15 protein-coding genes and 1 riboswitch are annotated in these 18,931 nt (G+C 62.6%); of the genes, 11 read left to right on the forward strand and 4 right to left on the reverse strand.

Translation table 11 applies throughout. The features are described 5' to 3' along the window. Positions 1 to 7: 7 nt before the first annotated feature. Both GTW25_RS14205 and GTW25_RS14210 read right to left on the reverse strand, forming a co-directional pair. Positions 8 to 871, reverse strand: a complete 864-nt coding sequence (locus GTW25_RS14205; protein WP_252912816.1) for an ABC transporter substrate-binding protein — start codon at positions 869 to 871, stop codon at positions 8 to 10. Then, positions 871 to 2,742, reverse strand: a complete 1,872-nt coding sequence (locus GTW25_RS14210; protein WP_252912818.1) for a TonB-dependent receptor plug domain-containing protein — start codon at positions 2,740 to 2,742, stop codon at positions 871 to 873. Before GTW25_RS14210 ends, GTW25_RS14205 begins: the two co-directional genes overlap by 1 nt. A gap of 142 nt (positions 2,743 to 2,884) precedes the next feature. Next, positions 2,885 to 3,077, reverse strand: a riboswitch (cobalamin riboswitch). 276 nt (positions 3,078 to 3,353) lie between these two features. On the opposite strand from GTW25_RS14210, the gene GTW25_RS14215 reads away from it, so the two are divergent. From GTW25_RS14215 to GTW25_RS14230, 4 genes are all read left to right on the forward strand, one after another. After that, entirely contained in the window at positions 3,354 to 5,024 is a 1,671-nt protein-coding gene (locus GTW25_RS14215; protein WP_252912819.1) for an ABC transporter substrate-binding protein, read from the forward strand. A gap of 113 nt (positions 5,025 to 5,137) precedes the next feature. Next, positions 5,138 to 6,172, forward strand: coding sequence for an ABC transporter permease (locus tag GTW25_RS14220; RefSeq protein ID WP_252912822.1), 1,035 nt, complete (start codon positions 5,138 to 5,140; stop codon positions 6,170 to 6,172). A 9-nt stretch (positions 6,173 to 6,181) separates the two neighbouring features. After that, complete coding sequence (locus GTW25_RS14225; protein WP_252912823.1) at positions 6,182 to 7,336, forward strand: ABC transporter permease; 1,155 nt, start codon at positions 6,182 to 6,184, stop codon at positions 7,334 to 7,336. Positions 7,337 to 7,340: 4 nt separating this feature from the next. Then, positions 7,341 to 9,809 carry a dipeptide ABC transporter ATP-binding protein gene (locus tag GTW25_RS14230; protein ID WP_252912825.1) on the forward strand — a complete coding sequence of 823 codons (2,469 nt, stop codon included), beginning with the start codon at positions 7,341 to 7,343 and terminating at the stop codon, positions 9,807 to 9,809. A 22-nt stretch (positions 9,810 to 9,831) separates the two neighbouring features. Here the strand turns inward: GTW25_RS14230 and GTW25_RS14235 are convergent, their stop codons facing one another. Beyond that, positions 9,832 to 10,524, reverse strand: a complete 693-nt coding sequence (locus tag GTW25_RS14235; RefSeq protein ID WP_252912827.1) for a fumarylacetoacetate hydrolase family protein — start codon at positions 10,522 to 10,524, stop codon at positions 9,832 to 9,834. A 161-nt stretch (positions 10,525 to 10,685) separates the two neighbouring features. On the opposite strand from GTW25_RS14235, the gene GTW25_RS14240 reads away from it, so the two are divergent. From GTW25_RS14240 to GTW25_RS14265, 6 genes are all read left to right on the forward strand, one after another. Then, a complete protein-coding gene (locus GTW25_RS14240) occupies positions 10,686 to 12,035 on the forward strand; it encodes an NAD(P)-dependent oxidoreductase (protein WP_252912828.1) in 1,350 nt (449 codons plus the stop codon). A gap of 26 nt (positions 12,036 to 12,061) precedes the next feature. Beyond that, entirely contained in the window at positions 12,062 to 12,379 is a 318-nt protein-coding gene (locus GTW25_RS14245) for a hypothetical protein (protein ID WP_252912830.1), read from the forward strand. A gap of 79 nt (positions 12,380 to 12,458) precedes the next feature. Next, positions 12,459 to 13,772, forward strand: a complete 1,314-nt coding sequence (gene preA, locus GTW25_RS14250; protein WP_252912831.1) for an NAD-dependent dihydropyrimidine dehydrogenase subunit PreA — start codon at positions 12,459 to 12,461, stop codon at positions 13,770 to 13,772. A gap of 78 nt (positions 13,773 to 13,850) precedes the next feature. Next, positions 13,851 to 14,771: a DMT family transporter gene (locus tag GTW25_RS14255; protein ID WP_252912832.1), complete on the forward strand. Its 921-nt coding sequence runs from the start codon at positions 13,851 to 13,853 to the stop codon at positions 14,769 to 14,771. A 19-nt stretch (positions 14,772 to 14,790) separates the two neighbouring features. Then, complete coding sequence (locus GTW25_RS14260) at positions 14,791 to 15,186, forward strand: PaaI family thioesterase (protein ID WP_252913077.1); 396 nt, start codon at positions 14,791 to 14,793, stop codon at positions 15,184 to 15,186. A 63-nt stretch (positions 15,187 to 15,249) separates the two neighbouring features. Next, the gene (locus GTW25_RS14265) at positions 15,250 to 16,716 is read left to right on the forward strand and encodes an alanine/glycine:cation symporter family protein (RefSeq protein ID WP_252912834.1); all 1,467 of its coding nucleotides are present in this window, start codon (positions 15,250 to 15,252) and stop codon (positions 16,714 to 16,716) included. Between the two features lie 30 nt (positions 16,717 to 16,746). On the opposite strand, the gene GTW25_RS14270 is transcribed toward GTW25_RS14265, so the two are convergent. Next, positions 16,747 to 17,391: a TetR family transcriptional regulator C-terminal domain-containing protein gene (locus GTW25_RS14270; protein WP_252912836.1), complete on the reverse strand. Its 645-nt coding sequence runs from the start codon at positions 17,389 to 17,391 to the stop codon at positions 16,747 to 16,749. A 211-nt stretch (positions 17,392 to 17,602) separates the two neighbouring features. Here GTW25_RS14270 and aptA point away from each other — a divergent pair, with 211 nt between their 5' ends. Beyond that, entirely contained in the window at positions 17,603 to 18,931 is a 1,329-nt protein-coding gene (gene aptA / locus GTW25_RS14275; protein ID WP_252912838.1) for an omega-aminotransferase AptA, read from the forward strand.

Genomic DNA, 18,931 nt, shown 5'->3' on the forward strand with positions numbered 1-18,931 from the left:
GCGCTTCCTATCGCGTTTCGCCGCACGGCGCGATCTCTTCGCGCAGTTCGGTCAGCGCGCGGACGGCTTCGATGACGAAGGGCGCACCGCAGGCCCATGCGCCGCGCGGCACGAATGCACCGACTTTTGCGCCTTCCAAAGCCTTCAGGGCCGGGTGGCTGACGAATTGGTCGGCCAGTGCAGGCGCGCCGTCGATTGGCTCAGAAAGGATGATGATGTCGGGCCGGTGCGAAACGAGCTGCTCCAGTGGCAGCGGCGTCATCGCCGAATAGCCAAGCTCGGCGGCGAGGTTCGTGAGGCCGGCGGCCTCCATCGCACTGTCGGCGAGCGTGCCCGCACCGAGTACGACGCCGTTCTGCTCATAGGCGATGGCGGTCGGGTGCGTCGGGCACTGGCGCGCGCGCAAGTCGTCCAAGTCGCGCTCATAGGCGCCGGCAAGCTCTTCGGCGCGTTCGTGCTGGTCGACTATCGCGCCCATGCGCCGAAGCTCGGCCGGCACTGTGTCGACCGTATTGTCGTAAGCGAATTCCTCGACCGTAAAATCGAGACGCTGAAGCAGGCTTGTCGTGTTGTGCAGGCTGAACGTGCCGGTCACGACCACATCGGGCCTCGACAGGAAAACCTCTTCGGCCCGTCCGCCATTCTTGGCGTAGGGCGCGGCTTCCTCGTGGAGGAAGGACAGCGTCGGGTCGGTGGAGAGATCCGAGAGCGAGACGATCTGACCGGGATCGGCCAGAAGCAGCACGAGTTGGTCCGTGCACACATTCATCGACATAACGCGCGGCGCATCGGACGCGATGGCTGGCGCAGTCAGAGCAAGCGTAAGGGTGGCGACGCGCAGAACGGATCGTCCGCGCGCCGCCCGTTTCATCAGAAGGTGGACCGGAAGCCGGCGAAGACGCCGATGCCCGGCGTGTTGTAGCCACGGACCGTCTGGTAGTCCTGATCGAGCAGGTTTTCACCGCGCACGTAAAGCTCCGTGGATTCGGTCGCCTGATAGGAGACCTTGGCGTTCACGAGGACGTAGTCGTCGAGTTCGAAATCGCCGCTGTCAACCGTGTCGGCGACGAATTTAGCCGAACTGGTGATCGTCCACTTTTCTGCCGGCTTATAAGCTGCGGTGAGGGCGACCTCGTGGCGGGGAACGCGGATCAGGCGCGCACCGGAAGCACCCTTTGTATCCGTGTAGGTGTAGGCACCGCCGAGTGCGAGAGCGTTGTTCACATCATAGGTAAAGGAGGCTTCGATACCGCGATGCGTTGAGGTGCCTGGCGTATTCTCGTACACGAAACCCGTCGAGGCGTTGCTAACGATGAGATCATCGATATCGAGATCGAAATAGGTAAGCCTTGCCGTCAGACGATCCTCGAGAAAACGTTGTTCTATGCCCAGATCGAACCCGAAGCTCGTTTCGGGCTGTAGATCGGGGTTCGGGCCGAACGGCCCGAAAAGTTCCGACAACGAGGGTGCGCGAAATCCGGTTCCGATCGAGCCGAGAAAGCGCGTCGACGTGCCGGGAATAAGATAGGATGCACTCGCCCGATACGCCGTGTCGCCGCCGAAGTCGGAATGTTCGGTCTGGCGCACGCCGACCGTCAGGTCGAGATTATCGACAGGTTCCACCATAGCGTCGAGCCATACACCCCCGATAGTGAAGTCGGCATCGACCTGTGGATTAAAGCTGCCGGCCGGAAAACGGGCATCCTGCCATTCGTAATCCGCGCCGCCCTGTAGCGTAACGCGTTCGGTTACATCGAAAGCACCTTGATATTCGATCTTGCGTCGTTCGCCTTCATATACGCCGTCGAAGGTCGTTCCTTCTATCGTGCGGTCGATGTCGAAGGCCTGTATCGAAAACTGGTTCCGGAAACGACCGTCCAGAACATCCACGTTGACCCCCGCGCGGCCCCCCAGTTGGCGACTGAGATTCTTCGCCGTCAGGTTGTCGCTAGGAGGAAAGAAGATGCCTCCCGACAAAAAGCCGTCATTGTCGAATTCCGCTTCGGCGTCGATGAACAGGAGAGAGCCGAAAACGGAGACGACTTCGTTGAAACGATAGTCGGCTGCGGCATCGAAGGTGACGTTCTCATAGCCATCACGCTCGCTGCCGCCAGCGGCGGCAGAAATGCCGTCGGTGCGGAAGCCGGTGATGTTGACAGCCGCGCGGCCGGCGTCGGTTGCCGCGCGCAGGCCATATCCACCGCGTACGGTGCCTCGCGAACCGGCTTCACCATGAAGGATGTGCGAGACACCGGGCTCGATGTCGCCGAGTGTCGAGAACGAGATCACGCCCGCGATCGCGTCCGAACCGTACAGTGTCGATTGCGAGCCTTTCAGCACCTCGATCGAATCGAGGCCGCCGGAGAGGAGATATTGATAGGATGTCTGAACCTGAGGGCTCGTCGGATCGCCAATGTCGATGCCGTTATAAAGCGTCTTCACGTAGCGGCGCGGCGCGCCGCGCACGGACAGCGATCCTTCCTGCCCGACACCGCCGGGCGAAGAAATCGAAATGCCCGGCAGGCGTTCCAGATAGTCCACGGCGAGCGGCAGATTCTGCTCTTCCATCTCCATGCGCGTGACCGTTTCGACGCGCGAGCCGGAGCGTTCGGCTTCCGTCGGCGCGCGGTTCGGCGTGATGACGATCTGCGGCAGTTCGGTGAACTGCGCGTGTGCCGGCTGGCTGCCTAAGATGGCGATGGCGGATGCGGCGCAGGCCGCTCCAAGTTTCAAATTGTGCATTCGGTCCCCCGATATCCGGCCTTGGCCGGAACCCATCTTCTCAAAGATGCTGGAGAAACCTTCGGATCGCCCGATCCGGCTTCGCCAGCGATGACATATGTCACCACTGCGAAACCACAGCCCCGGACGCTCCCCGCATCCGGCAAAGGTGACGCTCAAGGCAGGTTTCCTGGCTCGCGCTTCAGCGGATCACTCACCTTCCCGGTCGCCCAGTGGTTTTCGAATGTCCTCGGCGCTTACAGTTGCGGGGGCAGCCGCGGCTCAGACAAAATGTCCTTCCGCATTCCCTCTTAGCCGGCGTCAGCGACGCAGGCACCTCAAGCTGATGCGTGCGTAGCAGGCACGGGGAAGCGCGGTCAATCGCCGTTGCGAGCCGTTCATGACTGGTCGTCACGCGTTGTTGCTTCGCCGCAACTGACGCAATCCATTCCCTTGCGTCAGATTCAGTCGTAAAGTTGCAAAAACGAGGTGCTAGATGTCGTTTTTGCGCCAGTGGAACGGTCGAAGTGGTACCAAATTGAAGCCGAACATCCTGATCTATAGGGCTTTTTGACAAGAGCGGGCTGATACGGGATGGTAGGGAACATCAGGAACAAGTGGGAGTCGGTGGCATGAAATTCTTCAAAAGTAACGGGAATCGCGTTCCCCGGCACGTCGAGAAGATGGCCGAGGACGTGAAGGCGGGACGGGTCGACCGCCGCGAGTTCCTCGCGATCGCTTCGGCCTTCGGCGCCTCGACGGCGCTGGCCTATTCGATGATCGGCCTTGCCGTGCCGTCGAAGGCGCTCGCGCAGGACGAGGCGCTCGGCGAACCTGTGATCGGCGGCGTCCTGCGCGTGGCCATGTTCGTCAAGGCCAACAAGGACCCGCGCACCGCCGACTGGTCGGAAATCTCCAACGGCATGCGCCAGTCGCTCGAGCCGCTGGTCAAGTACACACGCGAATTCACCTTCGAGGGCATGCTTCTCGAAAGCTGGGAAGCCAACGACGACGCCACCGAATACGTCCTCAACGTGCGCCAGGGCGTGACATGGACGAATGGCGATGAATTCAACGCCGACGACGTCATCTACAATCTGACGCGCTGGGCGGACGGAACGGCCGAAGGCAATTCCATGGCGACGCGCGTCGCCTCCATGATCGATCCTGATACAAACCAGCTTCGCGAAGGCGCGATCGAGCGCGTGGACGATTACACGGTCAAGCTCATCCTTTCCGAGCCGGACGTTTCGATCATTCCGGGGTTCTCGGATTATCCGGCCCTCATCGTGCATCCGACCTTCGACGAGACGGGCGCGGACTGGGTCGCCAATCCAATCGGAACCGGCCCGTTCGAACTCGTCTCCTATTCGGTCGGCGACCGGATCGAGTTCAAGCGCCGCGAGAACGGTGCATGGTGGGACGGCGAAGCCTATCTCGACGGCATTGAGTTCATCGACTACGGCACCGATCCGTCGGCCATGGTCAACGCTTTCGAAGCGCTTGAAATTCATACCAACTACGAGACGACGGCCGATTATCTCGACATCATGGACAGCCTTGGCCTGGTGCGCTCGGAGGTTCTGACCTCCACCACGCTGACCATCCGCATGAATGTCGACAACGCGCCCTATGACGACCAGAACGTGCGCAAGGCCGTGCAACTCGGCGTCGACAACAACGCCATCCTCGCGCTCGGCATCGATGGCGCGGGCGAGAAGGCCGACAATTACCACGTCGCGCCGATCCAGCCCGACTACGTTGCCATCGCCACGCATGAGCGCGACGTCGAGCGCGCCAAGCAGTTGATGGAAGAAGCCGGCCAGATGGATTTCGAGCACGAGATCATCTCGGTCGACGAAACCTGGCACCGCAATTCGTGCGACGCCGTCGCCGCGCAGCTTCGCGAGGCTGGCTTCCGCGTCAAGCGTACGGTTCTGCCGGGCTCGACCTTCTGGAACGACTGGACGAAGTATCCGTTCTCGGCGACTAACTGGAACATGCGCCCGCTCGGCATCCAGGTCATCGCGCTCGGCTATCGCACCGGCGGAAGCTGGAACGAGACGGCGTTTTCGAACGAGGAACTCGACGGCCTGATCGCCGAAGCCTTGTCGATCGCCGATTCGGAGCAGCGCCAGTCGGTCATGGAGCGCATCGAGACGATCATCCAGGATTCGGGCATCATCATCCAGCCTTACTGGCGCACGCTCTACAACCACTCGGTGGCCGCGGTGAAGAACCACGGCATGCACCCGACCTTCGAGATCGATCTCGGCAAGGTCTGGCTCGACGAAAGCGCCTGAGCGATCCGGAAACAGCGAGATATCGCGATAATGAGGCGAGGGGCGTAAGCGGCCCTCGCCAACCGCATCGGGGAACATAAATATAAAACCCCAACCAGAACGGCAGGGGGCACATGCTGGGTTTTATCGTTAAGCGGCTGGGCGTCATGGCGCTGACCATGGTCTGCCTGACGCTGGTCGTCTTCTTTCTCGTCAATCTCGACCCGAATCTGCGCCGGCTCGCGATCAGCCAGCTCGACATGCGCACGCCCGACGCGCAGATCGAAAGCTGGCTGGAGCGCAACGGCTATCGCGAGCCGTTCCTGATCCGCTACGGTCAATGGCTCGGCGTGGTCCAGAAGCAGCCCGCGGTCAACGAGGACGGGCAGGCGGTCAGCCGCTTCGCCTTCTGTTCGGAGCCGACGGAGCCTTCCTATTCGGGTATCCTGCAAGGCCAGTGGGGCTGCTCCACCACATTCCGAACGAATGTCGAGAACCGGCTTTTCCCCGGCCTTGCCGCAACCGGCAAGCTGATGTTCTGGGTCATGGTGACGATGGTGCCCGTGGCGCTCATCATGGGCATATTCGCCGGCATGCGCGAGGGCACGCGAACGGACCGGACATTGTCGGTCGCGGCGATCACGACGACGGCGACGCCCGAATACGTCTCGGGCGTCATCTTCACCGTCATCTTCGCCTCATGGCTCGGCTGGCTGAACGGCTCGGCGGCGAGCGCCACCGCGCAAGGCATCACCTTTTCGAACTTCACGCTGCCGGTGATGACGATGGCGATCTACGGCATCGGCTACATCGCGCGCATGACGCGCGCCTCGATGGTCGAGGTGATGACGCAGCAATATATCCGTACGGCGCGTCTGAAGGGCCTCAGCTTCAGCACGGTGGTGGTCAAGCATGCGCTGCGCAACGCGCTGATCGCGCCGTTCACGGTCATCATGCTTCAGTTCCCGTGGCTTTTGACCGGTGTTGTCATTGTCGAGGTCATGTTCCGCTATCAGGGCTTCGGTTTCATGCTGGTGGAAGCGGCTGGCAACAATGACATCGACATGCTTCTGGCGGCCTCGCTGGTGTCCGTGTTCGTCGTCCTGTCGACGCAGCTCATCTCGGATGTGGGCTATGCCTATCTCAATCCGCGCATCCGTGTTCAGTAGGGGGCGGCCATGTATGAGTTCCTGACCGTTCCGCAGATCATCACCGGCATATTGTGGCAGCTTCTGCCCGTCTGGATCGCGCTGGCGGTGGTGCTGTCGCTATCCTTCTTCTTTCGCAGGAGCCTTGGGCTCTACGGCGAACTGTTCGGGTCGGGCGTCGGTATCGCCGGCGTGACGCTATGCTATTTCTGGCTGTTTACCGCGCTCTTCGCCTCCCTCATCGCGCCGTTCAACCCGCTGGCGCAGGTGCTGATCATGAAGGACTCGCTGCCGGGCGCGATCGATCCCGAATCCGGCCGCGCCTTCCTGCTCGGCGGCGACCGGCTGGCGCGCGACATCTTCTCGCGCACCGTCTATGGCAGTCAGATCGTGCTCCTGATCGCGCCGGCGGCAACCGGCTTCGCGCTGATGGTCGGCACCACGCTCGGGCTGCCGGCCGGTTACTATGGCGGGCGGATCGACTCGATCCTGTCGTTCCTGGCCAATCTCGTTCTGGCCTTCCCGGTGATCCTGCTCTTCTATCTGCTGGTCACGCCGGGTATCATGGAAACGCCGATCCCCTATGCGATGGCAGGCGTTTTCTTCCTGTTCCCGATCATCTTCTTCGCCACGCTTTTCTATACGCGCAACAAGCATCGGCCGGGTCTTTTGGCGATCCAACTCGGCCTGACGGTGCTGATCGGCGGCTGGATCTATGCGGGTCTCGTCTTCAATGCCGATCCGTTCGGCATCATCGCCATCCGCCCGAACGAGCTGAACATCTTCGTCGCGGTGGTGTTCGCTTCATCGCCGGGCGTCTTCCGCATCGTGCGTGGCCTCGTCATGGACATCAAGACGCGGGACTATGTGGCCGCCGCGCAGACGCGCGGCGAGACGCCTTGGTACATCATGCTTTGGGAGGTGCTGCCTAATGCGCGCGGACCGCTGATCGTCGATGCGTGCCTGCGCATCGGCTACACGACGATCCTGCTCGGGACGCTCGGCTATTTCGGCCTCGGCCTGTCGCCGGAAAGCCCCGACTGGGGCACGGCGATCAAGGATGCGAGCCGGCTCCTGCGCGCCTTCGTACATCCTGCCCTGCCGCCCGTCATCGCGCTGATGAGCTTCGTGCTCGGGCTCAACCTGCTCGCCGACGCCCTGCGCGAACAATCGCTGAAGGATTGAGGCCATGAACGAGACCGTCGCCCCGCAAAGCATCGAGAATGCCGAGCCGATCCTCGAGATCGAGAACCTCTCCATCTCGTTCTTCACCAAGCGCGGGGAAATTCCCGCCGTGATGGACTTTTCCTGCACGGTCATGCCGGGTGAGGCGATGGGCATCGTGGGCGAGAGCGGGTGCGGGAAATCGACTGTTTCGCTCGGCATCATGCGCGACCTTTCCAATGTCGGGAAGATCGTCGGCGGCCGCATCAAGTTCCAGGGCCGCGACATGGGCGACATGTCGGAGGCCGAACTGCGGGCCATTCGCGGCAACAAGATCGCGATGATCTATCAGGAGCCGATGGCCAGCCTCAATCCGGCGATGAAGGTCGGCCGACAGTTGATGGAAGTGCCGATCATCCACGACAAGGTCGGCAAAAAGGAAGCTTACGACCGCGCGCTGGAGATGCTTGAGGCCGTGCGCCTGCCGGATCCGGCGCGCATGATGGGGTCCTACCCGCATCAGCTTTCGGGCGGCCAGCAGCAGCGCATCGTCATCGCCATGGCACTCTTGTCGAAGCCCGCGCTTCTGCTGCTCGACGAGCCGACCACGGCCTTGGACGTGACCGTCGAGGCGGGCATCGTCCAACTCGTGAAGAATCTCGGGAAGCGCTTCGGTACGTCGATGATCTTCGTGTCGCACAATCTGGGTCTGATCCTGGAAACCTGCGACAAGATCACGGTGATGTATTCGGGCGAAGCGGTCGAGACCGGCTCGATCCGCGACGTTTTCGACCATATGCGCCATCCCTATACGCAAGGGCTGTTCCGCTCGATCCCGCTGCCGGGAGCCGACAAGAATTCGCGCCCGCTGATCGCCATTCCCGGCCAGCTTCCGCTGCCGCATGAGCGTCCGAAGGGCTGCAATTTCGGGCCGCGCTGCCACCATTTCGTGGAAGGCGTGTGCAACGCCGCCGAAATACCGATGGTCAAGGTTGGCGAGCACCAAGGCCATTTCAGCCGCTGCGTGCGCTTCGACCAGATCGACTGGGCGGCGCTGCCCGAGGGCGCCAAGACCGAGAAGGAAGCGGTGACGCCGGGCGCGACGGCGCTCAAGATCGACCGGTTGAAGAAATACTATCAGGTCACCGCCAATGCGATCTTCGGCGGCGGCGATACGCGCACCGTGAAGGCCAACGAGCAGATCAGCTTCGAGGCGCGCGAGAGCGAGACGGTGGCGATCGTCGGCGAATCGGGCTGCGGGAAATCAACGCTGGCGAAGGTCCTGCTCGGGCTCGAAACGGCGACGGACGGAACCGTGACGCTCGGCAACCGGCCGATCGGCGAGATCGGCATCGAAAAGCGAGACACCGACACGATCTCGTCGATCCAGATGGTGTTCCAGAACCCGTTCGATACGCTGAACCCCAGCCATTCGGTCGGCTCGCAGATCGTCCGCACGCTGGAAAAATTCAAGATCGGCAATTCGACGGCCGAACGGCGTCAGCGCATGTTCGAACTGCTCGATCTGGTGAAGCTTCCACGCGCGTTCGCGACGCGCATGCCGCGCCAGCTCTCGGGCGGACAGAAGCAGCGCATCGGCGTTGCGCGCGCGTTTGCCGGCAACGCCAAGGTGGTGGTGGCCGACGAGCCGGTTTCGGCGCTCGACGTGTCGGTGCAGGCGGCCGTCACCGAACTTTTGATGGATATCCAGCGCAAGAACAAGACGACGATGCTGTTCATCAGCCACGATCTGTCGGTCGTGCGCTATCTCGCCGACCGCGTCGTCGTCATGTATCTGGGCCATATCGTGGAGCAGGGCACGACGGACCAGATATTCGCGCCGCCCTATCATCCCTATACGGAGGCGCTTCTTTCGGCGATCCCGATTGCGGACACGTCCGTCGTCAAGAAGCATATCGTTCTGGAAGGCGACATTCCCTCGGCCATGAACCCGCCGCCGGGCTGTCCGTTCCAGACGCGCTGCCGCTGGAAGGAGCGCGTTCCGGGCAACAAATGCGAGACGGAACTGCCGCCGCTGCGCGATCTCGGCGGCGGGCATATGAGCCTGTGCTGGCTTCCCGACGAGGAACTGCGCACGATGGAGCCGGTGATCAGTTTCGACGGCGACAAGCCGGCGGATTCCGCGACAAGCGGGCCGGACGACGGTGCCGCGCGCGGGCAGGTTCTGGACCCGACCGAGCATGCGATCGAGGATGGTGCGCCGGGCGGCGAGCCTCGGGTCGTGGCATCGAAAGAGATGTCCGCCCTGCCAGGCGAATCCGCGCCCGAACGAACGCTGACGGAAGTTGGCGAGGGACGCGAGGCCGCAAGCGCCGAGGTGAAGCCTGGACTGGCGGCGACGCCGGAAGAAGAAGCGGCGGGAAAAGGCCGCGCGGCGACGCCTTCGCGCCCCGTCGATTACGCAAACTCGCCGGAGGAAGCCCGCCGCGCGATCGGGGCGAAGCCTGTGGGGTCAAAGGGCCTGCCGAACTGATTTCGGCAGGCGAGCCGGTCTCCTAATCTCGCGGCGCGATCGAAAATGCGATCGTGCCGATGCCGTCGATTCCCGCTTCCACGCGGTCGCCCGGCTGGAGCGCGCCGACGCCGGCGGGCGTTCCCGTCATGATCAGGTCGCCGGGTGCCAGCGCGACCGAGCGACTGGCAGCCGCGATGATTTCCGCGACGTTCCAGATCATATCGCCAAGGTTGCCTTCCTGGCGCATCTTGCCGTTGACCGAGAGCCAAATGAGGCCGTTTCCGGTTCTGTCATGCGATGTGGGGACGATTGCGCCGATCGGCGCGGACGCGTCGAACGCCTTGGCCCACTCCCACGGACGCGCGGCCTTCTTGGCCACGTCCTGCAAATCCCGCCGCGTCAGGTCGATGCCGACGGCACAGCCGAACATGAGATCGAGCGCATTTTCCGGCGCAACGTCACGGCCCGCTTTGTCGATGGCGATGACAAGTTCGACCTCGTGGTGCAGATCCTGGGTCAGGGGCGGGTAGGGAATTTCGCCCGCCGCATCGACCACGGCGTCGGCCGGCTTCATGAAGAAGAAGGGCGGATCGCGCTCGTCATTGCCCATCTCGCGGGCGTGGGCGGCGTAGTTGCGCCCGACGCAAAAAACGCGGCGGATGGGGAAGCGCTGGGCGCTGTCGGCGATGGCAAGCGAGGCCTGCGGCGGTGGGGAAAATGCGAAATCGGTCATTCCGCTGCTTAACCCGTGAAGTCGGCCAAGCCAAGTCGCGATAAGTGGACAATATTACTCATATTAATCAGTCGCTTGTGCGCATCGTGTCAAATTTTGACCGATTGATAAAAAAAGAATCCGTGCTAGCCTTCCCCTAAGTCATAAGAATGGGGAACCAGATGGCTGACGGCCTTTATAAGGAGGGCATTGCCGCCGAGCGGCTCGCGCCCGAACAATATTCGGCGAATTTTTCCGATCTGCACCCGCCGCTCGACCGGCACGAGGCGCTGGTGGAATCGGATCGCTGTTATTTCTGCTACGACGCGCCCTGCATGCAGGCATGCCCGACATCGATCGACATTCCTATGTTCATCCGGCAGATTTCGACCGGCAATCCGCTCGGCTCGGCCAAGACCATTTTCGACCAGAACATTCTCGGCGGCATGTGCGCGCGCGTCTGTCCGACCGAGACGCTGTGTGAGGAAGTGTGCGTGCGCGAGGTCGCCGAAGGAAAGCCGGTGCAGATCGGCAGGCTCCAGCGCTATGCGACCGACACGGCGATGGAACGCGGCGCGCAATTTTACGAGCGCGCGCCGGATACCGGCAGGCATGTCGCGGTGGTCGGCGCGGGACCCGCTGGTCTCGCCTGTGCACACCGGTTGGCCATGCACGGGCACAAGGTGACGATCTACGAGGCGCGACCGAAGGCGGGTGGCCTTAATGAATACGGCATCGCGGCCTACAAAGCACCGGAAGGCTTTGCGCAGGACGAGGTCGACTACGTGCTGTCGATCGGCAATATCGAGGTGCAGAACGACCAGATCTTGGGCCGCGACTTTTCGCTTTCGGACCTTGCGGACCGGCATGATGCCGTGTTCCTCGGCGCTGGGCTTTCAGGCGTCAACGCGCTTCAGGCCGAGGGCGAGGACATCGAAGGCGTCCAGAACGCCGTGGATTTCATCGCGATGATCCGGCAGGCGTCCGACATGTCGAAGCTGAGCGTCGGCCGGCGCGTCGTCGTCATCGGAGGAGGCATGACGGCGGTGGACGCCGCCGTACAATCCAAGTTGCTCGGTGCCGAACAGGTTACGATCTGCTACCGGCGCGGCAAGGATGCGATGAACGCATCCGAGTTCGAGCAGGACCTTGCTGCTTCCAAGGGCGTTACCATTCGGCACTGGCTGAAGCCCGCGCGTATATTGTCCGGTAACGGCAAGGTCAGCGGCATCGAGATGGAATACACCACCATGCGCGACGGGAGGCTCGCCGGGACAGGCGAGACTGTGCGCATTGATGCCGACCAGATATTCAAGGCGATCGGCCAGACATTCGATCCGATTCCGCTCAACGGCTCGGGCGCGGCGGTCGTCATGGAAGGTGGGCGTATCAAGGTCGATGCGGATGGCCGCACGTCACTGGCCAACGTCTGGGCCGGCGGAGACTGCATCTTCGGCGGCGACGATCTGACTGTCTCGGCGGTCGCGCAGGGCCGCGACGCGGCAGAGAGCATTCATCGGGCGCTGGCATGAGAATGGCTGCGGGATTGGCTGTGCTGATGGCCGCAGCAGCACCCGCCTCGGCCGACCGGGTGGTGGGAGAATGGTGCGAGGCGGATGGCGAACGGCTTGTCATCGACGGGGATGTCGTTGGCTTCAACGAGCACACGGTGTGCGAATGGAGCGAGAACCGGCCGGAAGGCGGCGCCTTCGATGTGATGGTGTCGTGCGCGAATATCCATGCCGACGGGCAGGGCGGATGGGTCCGCATGGACGAAAGAGCGGTCCGTCTTCAGGCCGACCGGGACGGTCCCGATGAGATCACGGTGACGGTAGAGGACGGCCAGCCGGTGCGCTTTGCCCGATGCGACGGGTAAGCCTGCGCTGAAGCCGGCCGGACGGTGACGATTTTTGGGCGGTGCCGCTGGCACCTGCCGAAGCCAGAGGAAGAAAGCCATGGCAGACATTCGCAGCAATTTCGTCGGCATCAAATCGCCGAACCCGTTCTGGCTGGCATCCGCGCCGCCGACCGACAAGGCCTACAACGTCGTGCGCGCCTTCAAGGCGGGGTGGGGCGGGGTCGTGTGGAAGACGCTCGGCGAGGAAGGTCCGCCCGTCGTCAACGTCAACGGGCCGCGCTACGGCGCGATCTGGGGCGCGGACCGGCGGTTGCTCGGCCTGAACAATATCGAACTCATTACCGACCGCGACCTTGAAACGAACCTGCGCGAGATCAAGCAGGTCAAGCGCGACTGGCCCGACCGGGCGATGGTCGTCTCGATCATGGTGCCGTGCACGGAAGATGCCTGGAAGGCGATCCTCCTGCGTGTGGAAGAAACCGGCGCGGACGGCATCGAGCTCAATTTCGGCTGTCCGCACGGCATGAGCGAGCGCGGCATGGGCGCGGCCGTCGGGCAAGTGCCCGAATATATCGAAATGGTCGTGCGCTGGTGCAAGCAATATACGCGCATGCCGGTGATCACCAAGCTGACCCCGAACATCACCGATGTGCGCAAGCCCGCGCGCGCGGCGCATGCCGGCGGCACCGATGCGGTCTCGCTGATCAACACGATCAACTCCATCACATCGGTCGATCTGGACGATTTCGCCCCGCAGCCGACCATCGACGGCAAGGGCACACATGGCGGCTATTGCGGCCCGGCGGTCAAGCCGATCGCCCTGAATATGGTGGCCGAGATCGCGCGCGATCCCGAAACCCATGGACTGCCGATCTCGGCCATCGGCGGCATCACGACGTGGCGCGACGCGGCCGAATTCATGGCGCTCGGCGCCGGCAACGCGCAGGTTTGCACCGCGGTGATGACCTACGGCTTCAAGATCGTCGAGGAGATGATCGACGGGCTGAAGAACTGGATGGACGAAAAGGGTCACCGCGACCTCGACGCCATCATCGGGCGCGCCGTGCCGAACGTGACGGACTGGCAGTATCTCAATCTGAACTACGTCACCAAGGCAAGGATCGACCAGGATCTGTGCATCAAATGCGGGCGCTGCCACATTGCCTGCGAGGATACCTCGCATCAGGCGATCACCTCGATGGTGGACGGCAAACGGCATTTCGAGGTGATCGACGCGGAATGCGTCGGCTGCAATCTGTGCGTCAATGTGTGTCCCGTCGAAGGCTGCATCGACATGGTGCCGCTGGCGGCAGGCGCGATGGACAGGCGCACCGACCGGACGGTCTCGCCGGACTATGCGAACTGGACCACTCATCCCAACAACCCTGCCGCAAAGGTGGCGGCCGAATAGTGTTGCGGCAGCTTTCATTCCGGAGTGAACTGAGACGGGCGCGGGCAACCGCGCCCGTCGCCGTCGGGAGGAGCCAAATTGGCGGACATCACGATAAAGCACGCCCACGCCAAGGGCCGCGACAAGCTGATCGGCCATCTGGCGATGCTGTGCTTTGCCGCCTTCGTCTCCGGCTCCTATTCGATCGGCGCTATGGCCGCGCCCCATATCGGGCCGGGCGCGATCAATGCGGTGCGCTTCGTCTTCGGTATCTGCGTGATGGCGAGCGCGGTGGCACTGCTCAACAGAGGACGCATCCCCGCTCCGCAGGCGGCATGGCGATACGGCGTGCTCGGCTTTCTGATGGCCGTGTTCTTCATCACCATGTTCATCGCGCTGCGCCTGACGACGCCGGTCTCGACCGGCGCGGTCTTCACGCTGATGCCGCTGATGGCGGCCGGTTTCGGTTTTCTCTTTCTCGGCGAGCTGCCGCGCGCGCTGGTGATCGTCAGCCTTGTCGTCGCTGCAAGCGGTGCCGTCTGGGTTATCTTCCGCGGTGACCTGAACGCGCTGATGGCGTTCGATCTGGGCGCGGGCGAACTCATCTTCCTCGTCGGCGTCGCCTGCCATTCGGCCTATGCGCCGCTGGTGCGCCGGCTCAATCGCGGCGAGGCGCTGCCGGTCTTCACGCTATGGACGCTGTTTGGGACCGGCACCTGGATCGCGCTTTACGCGCTGCCGGAAATCTTCGAAACGGACTGGACCGCATTGCCGCCGATCGTGTGGATCGCGGTCGCCTATCTCGCTGTGTTTACAACGGCCGGCACGACCTTTCTCGTCCAGTTCGGCGCCATGCGCCTGCCGGCGGCGAAGGTGATGGCCTACACCTATCTGACGCCGTCCTTCATCATTCTCTATGAAGGATTGCTTGGCCATGGATGGGCGAGCGGCGCGGTCGCGGTCGGCGCGCTGGTTACGATGGCGGCGCTGTTTGTACTGGCCATGGCACCGGATGGGTAAGGAGAAAGTTTTGACGGACATGCTCGAATTCGGCCGATCGGTCCTAGAGGCGCAGCCGTTCAGCCGGCTGCTCGGCACGGAACTCGTTGTATTCGAACAAGGCCGGGCAGAACTTGCGCTTGCTCTGCAACCGGAACATCTCCAGCAGCACGGCTTCGCCCATGGCGGCGTCGTCAGCTACCTTGCCGACAATGCGCTGACATTCGCAGGCGGCTCGGTGCTCGGCGATTCCGTCACGCTCGAATACAAGATCAACTATCTGCGCCCGGCCATCGGTCAGCGCCTCGTCGCCCGCGCGCGCGTTACCGGAAGCGGCAAGACACAGGCCGTCTGCCACTGCGACGTTTTCGTGTCCGGCGACGGCACGGAAAAGATGTGTGCAACCGCGCAAGGCACGATACGCAAGGCCGGATGAGTATTAGTTTACCTGTTCAAGGTCGGGGGATGCCGTAAAGGTCCGGCCACACGGAGAAGGGCGATGAATCTCGACGGTCTGGAAAGTTTTCTCGGAGACATTGGCGGCATCGTATGGGGACCGTATCTCCTGATCCCGTTGCTGCTCGGCACTGGTCTTTATCTGACCGTGCGGCTCGGCGGCATCCAGTTCATCCGGCTCGGCGCGGCCTTGCGGCTCGGTCTCCTGAAACGCAGCGACGATACGACCGATGGCGACATCACGCAGTTTCAGGCGCTGACCACAGCGATGGCCGCGACGGTCGGCACTGGCAATATCGTCGGCGTCGCGACCGCAATCGCCATCGGCGGGCCGGGCGCGCTTTTCTGGATGTGGATCACGGCGCTCGTCGGCATGGCGTCGAAATATTCCGAAGCTTTTCTGGGCGTTCGGTTCCGCGTCACCGACGCGGCGGGCGAAAAATCGGGTGGGCCGCAATATTATCTCGAACGCGGCATCCCGGGCGGCTTCGGCAAGTTTCTCGCTCTTTCATTTGCGATCTTCGCCGTGTGTGCGTGCTTCGGCATCGGCAACATGACGCAGGGCAATTCGATCGCTTCCAACCTCGAGCGCAGCTTCCTGATCCCGACCTGGGCGACGGGCATCGTTCTGGCCGGTATGACGATGCTCGTCCTCATCGGCGGCATCAGGTCGATCGGCAGCGTCACGGCCAGGCTCGTGCCGGGCATGATCATCTTCTATGTGCTCGGCGCGCTCTACATCCTGCTCGCCAATATCGGCGACGTGCCGGGCGCGATCGGGCTGGTGTTCTCGTCCGCTTTCACCGGATCTTCGGCGGCCGGCGGCTTCATCGGCTCCACGATCATGATCGCGGTGCAATATGGCGTTGCGCGCGGCATTTTCTCCAACGAATCCGGCATGGGTTCGGCGGCGATTGCGGCTGCGTCGGCGCAAACCGCGCATCCCGTGAGGCAGGGGCTGGTGTCGATGACGCAGACTTTCATCGACACGATCATCGTCGTGACCTGCACCGGGCTCGTCATTATCACGACGGGCGTGTGGACGGCGACGGATCCGGCGACGGGCGAGCAGATTTCCGCCGCGATCATGACGGGCGAAGCGTTCAGCCACGGCCTGCCCGGCGAATGGGGCCATTGGGTCGTGACGATCGGGCTCGCGCTCTTCGCCTATTCGACGATCCTTGGCTGGGCCTATTATGGCGAGCGTAACGTGGAGCGTCTGGTCGGGCGTGGCGGCGTGATGCCGTTCCGCGTCCTGTTCTCGCTCATCGTCTTCATCGGCTGCACGGTGCAGCTCGGCGTCGTGTGGAACTTCTCGGACGTGATGAACGGGCTGATGGCCATCCCGAACCTGATCGGCCTTTTGATCCTGTCCGGTCTTATCGTTCGCGAAACGCGGCTTTACCTGAAGCACGATCCGAAGCTCGAAGCCAACACGGAGGAGATCGAAGCCTTCATGAAGGGCGATGCCGGCTGGGATGAATGGAAACGCAACGAGCGCTCCGCATAGTCTAACGGCCCCGCTTCGGTGGGGCCGTTCTCATTTCGGCGGGTTTGGCCGCAGCCCGTCGAGGAAAAGCTGTTCCAGATACCGCGCGGCGTCTTCGAAGCGGCCGTCGCCGCCGCGATCCGGGCCGAGCACCGTGCGGACCTGCACGTCGAAATCGGCATAGTGTTGCGTCGTCGCCCAGATCGAGAAGATCAGGTGCCAGGGATCGGTCCGGGCGATCTTGCCGGCTTTCATCCAGCCGCGTATGAGCGCCGCCTTTTCGTCGACCAGCGGCTTCAGTTCGGCTTCGAGCAAGTCGGCGATGCGTGGCGCGCCCTGTAATATCTCATTGGCGAAGAGGCGGCTTTCGCGTGGATAGTCGCGCGCCATTTCGAGCTTGCGGCGGATATAGGAACGCAACTCCGTGATCGGGTCGCCAATGTCGTCGAGTTCGCGCAAGGGTGCCAGCCACGTCTCCAGCAGCCTCTCGATCAGCGTCGTGAACATCTCCTCCTTGGAACGGAAGTAGTAGAGAAGGTTCGGCTTCGACATGCCGGCGGCATCCGCAATCTGGTCGATCGTTGCACCGCGAAAGCCGTGCTGCGAAAAGACATCGAGCGCAGCGTCAAGGATGCGCTGGCGCTTCTCGGTCTGGATGCGCGTGCGCGGACGGCGGGGCGGGGCGTCAGCGTCCATGGCACGCCTTGCTTTGGACCAATCGACTGGACCAGTCGCTGCCGTCGTGTGGCGCGCGAGACTGCAAGGCACTTTCCCCTATTCTGTTCTTGACCGCCATGGTGGCGGTGCTAACGTTTGTCCAATCGGTCAAAAAATGCGTAGCATGACTGCGCCCGACAAACCAAGCGTTGGCCGAAACGGGAACACGATAACAAGGGGAAGCTTGGTCATGTCGAACCGGCTCAACGTCGCGCCGAACGATCTTTCCGCATTCTGGATGCCGTTCACGGCGAACCGTCAGTTCAAGCAGACGCCGCGTATGCTGGCGGGTGCGAAGGACATGCACTACACCACGACCGACGGGCGCAAGGTGCTCGACGGCACCGCGGGCCTGTGGTGCGTCAATGCCGGTCATTGCCGTCCGAAGATTACCGAGGCGATCCAGAAGCAAGCGGCCGAACTCGATTACGCGCCTGCCTTCCAGATGGGCCATCCGATCGCCTTCGAACTCGCCAACCGGCTGGTCGATGTGGCGCCCGAAGGCATGGACCATGTGTTCTTCACCAATTCAGGCTCGGAATCGGTCGAGACGGCCCTGAAGATCGCGCTCGCCTATCAGCGCGTGAAGGGGCAGGGCTCTCGCACGCGTCTCATCGGCCGCGAGCGCGGCTATCACGGGGTCAATTTCGGCGGCATCTCGGTGGGCGGCATCGTCACCAACCGCAAGATGTTCGGCACGCTTTTGACGGGCGTCGATCATATGCCGCACACGCATCTGCCGGCGAAGAACGCGTTTACGCGCGGTGTGCCCGAGCATGGCGGCGACCTTGCCGACGAACTGGAGCGGATCGTCACGCTGCACGACGCCTCGACCATTGCGGCGGTCATCGTGGAGCCGGTCGCAGGCTCGACCGGCGTCCTCATCCCGCCGCAGGGCTATCTGAAACGCCTGCGCGAAATCTGCACCAAGCATGGCATCCTGTTGATTTTCGACGAGGTCATCACCGGGTTCGGACGTTTGGGAACGCCCTTCGGTGCCGATTATTTCGGCGTCACGCCCGACATCATCACGACTGCCAAGGGCATCACCAACGGCGTCATCCCGATGGGCGGCGTGTTCGTGACGAAAGAAATCCACGACGCCTTCATGACCGGCCCGGAACACATGATCGAGTTCTTCCACGGCTATACCTATTCGGGCAATCCGATCGCGTGCGCAGCCGCACTCGCCACGCTCGACACCTACAAGGAAGAGGGGCTTTTGACGCGCGGCGCGGAACTCGCGCCCTATTGGGAGGATGCGCTTCATTCGCTGAAGGATGCGCCGAACGTCATCGACATCCGTAACATCGGTCTCGTCGGTGCGATCGAACTGAAACCGATCGACGGCGAGCCGACCAAGCGCGCTTTTTCGGCCTTCGTGAAAGCGTTCGAGAAGGGCGTCCTGATCCGCACCACCGGCGACATCATCGCGCTGTCGCCGCCGCTGATCGTGGAAAAGCATCATATCGACGAGATCGTCGATTGCATCCGCACCGTCCTGAACGAGGTGGCCTGA

Source organism: Aliihoeflea aestuarii (assembly GCF_024105665.1).
Lineage (GTDB): Bacteria > Pseudomonadota > Alphaproteobacteria > Rhizobiales > Rhizobiaceae > Aliihoeflea > Aliihoeflea aestuarii.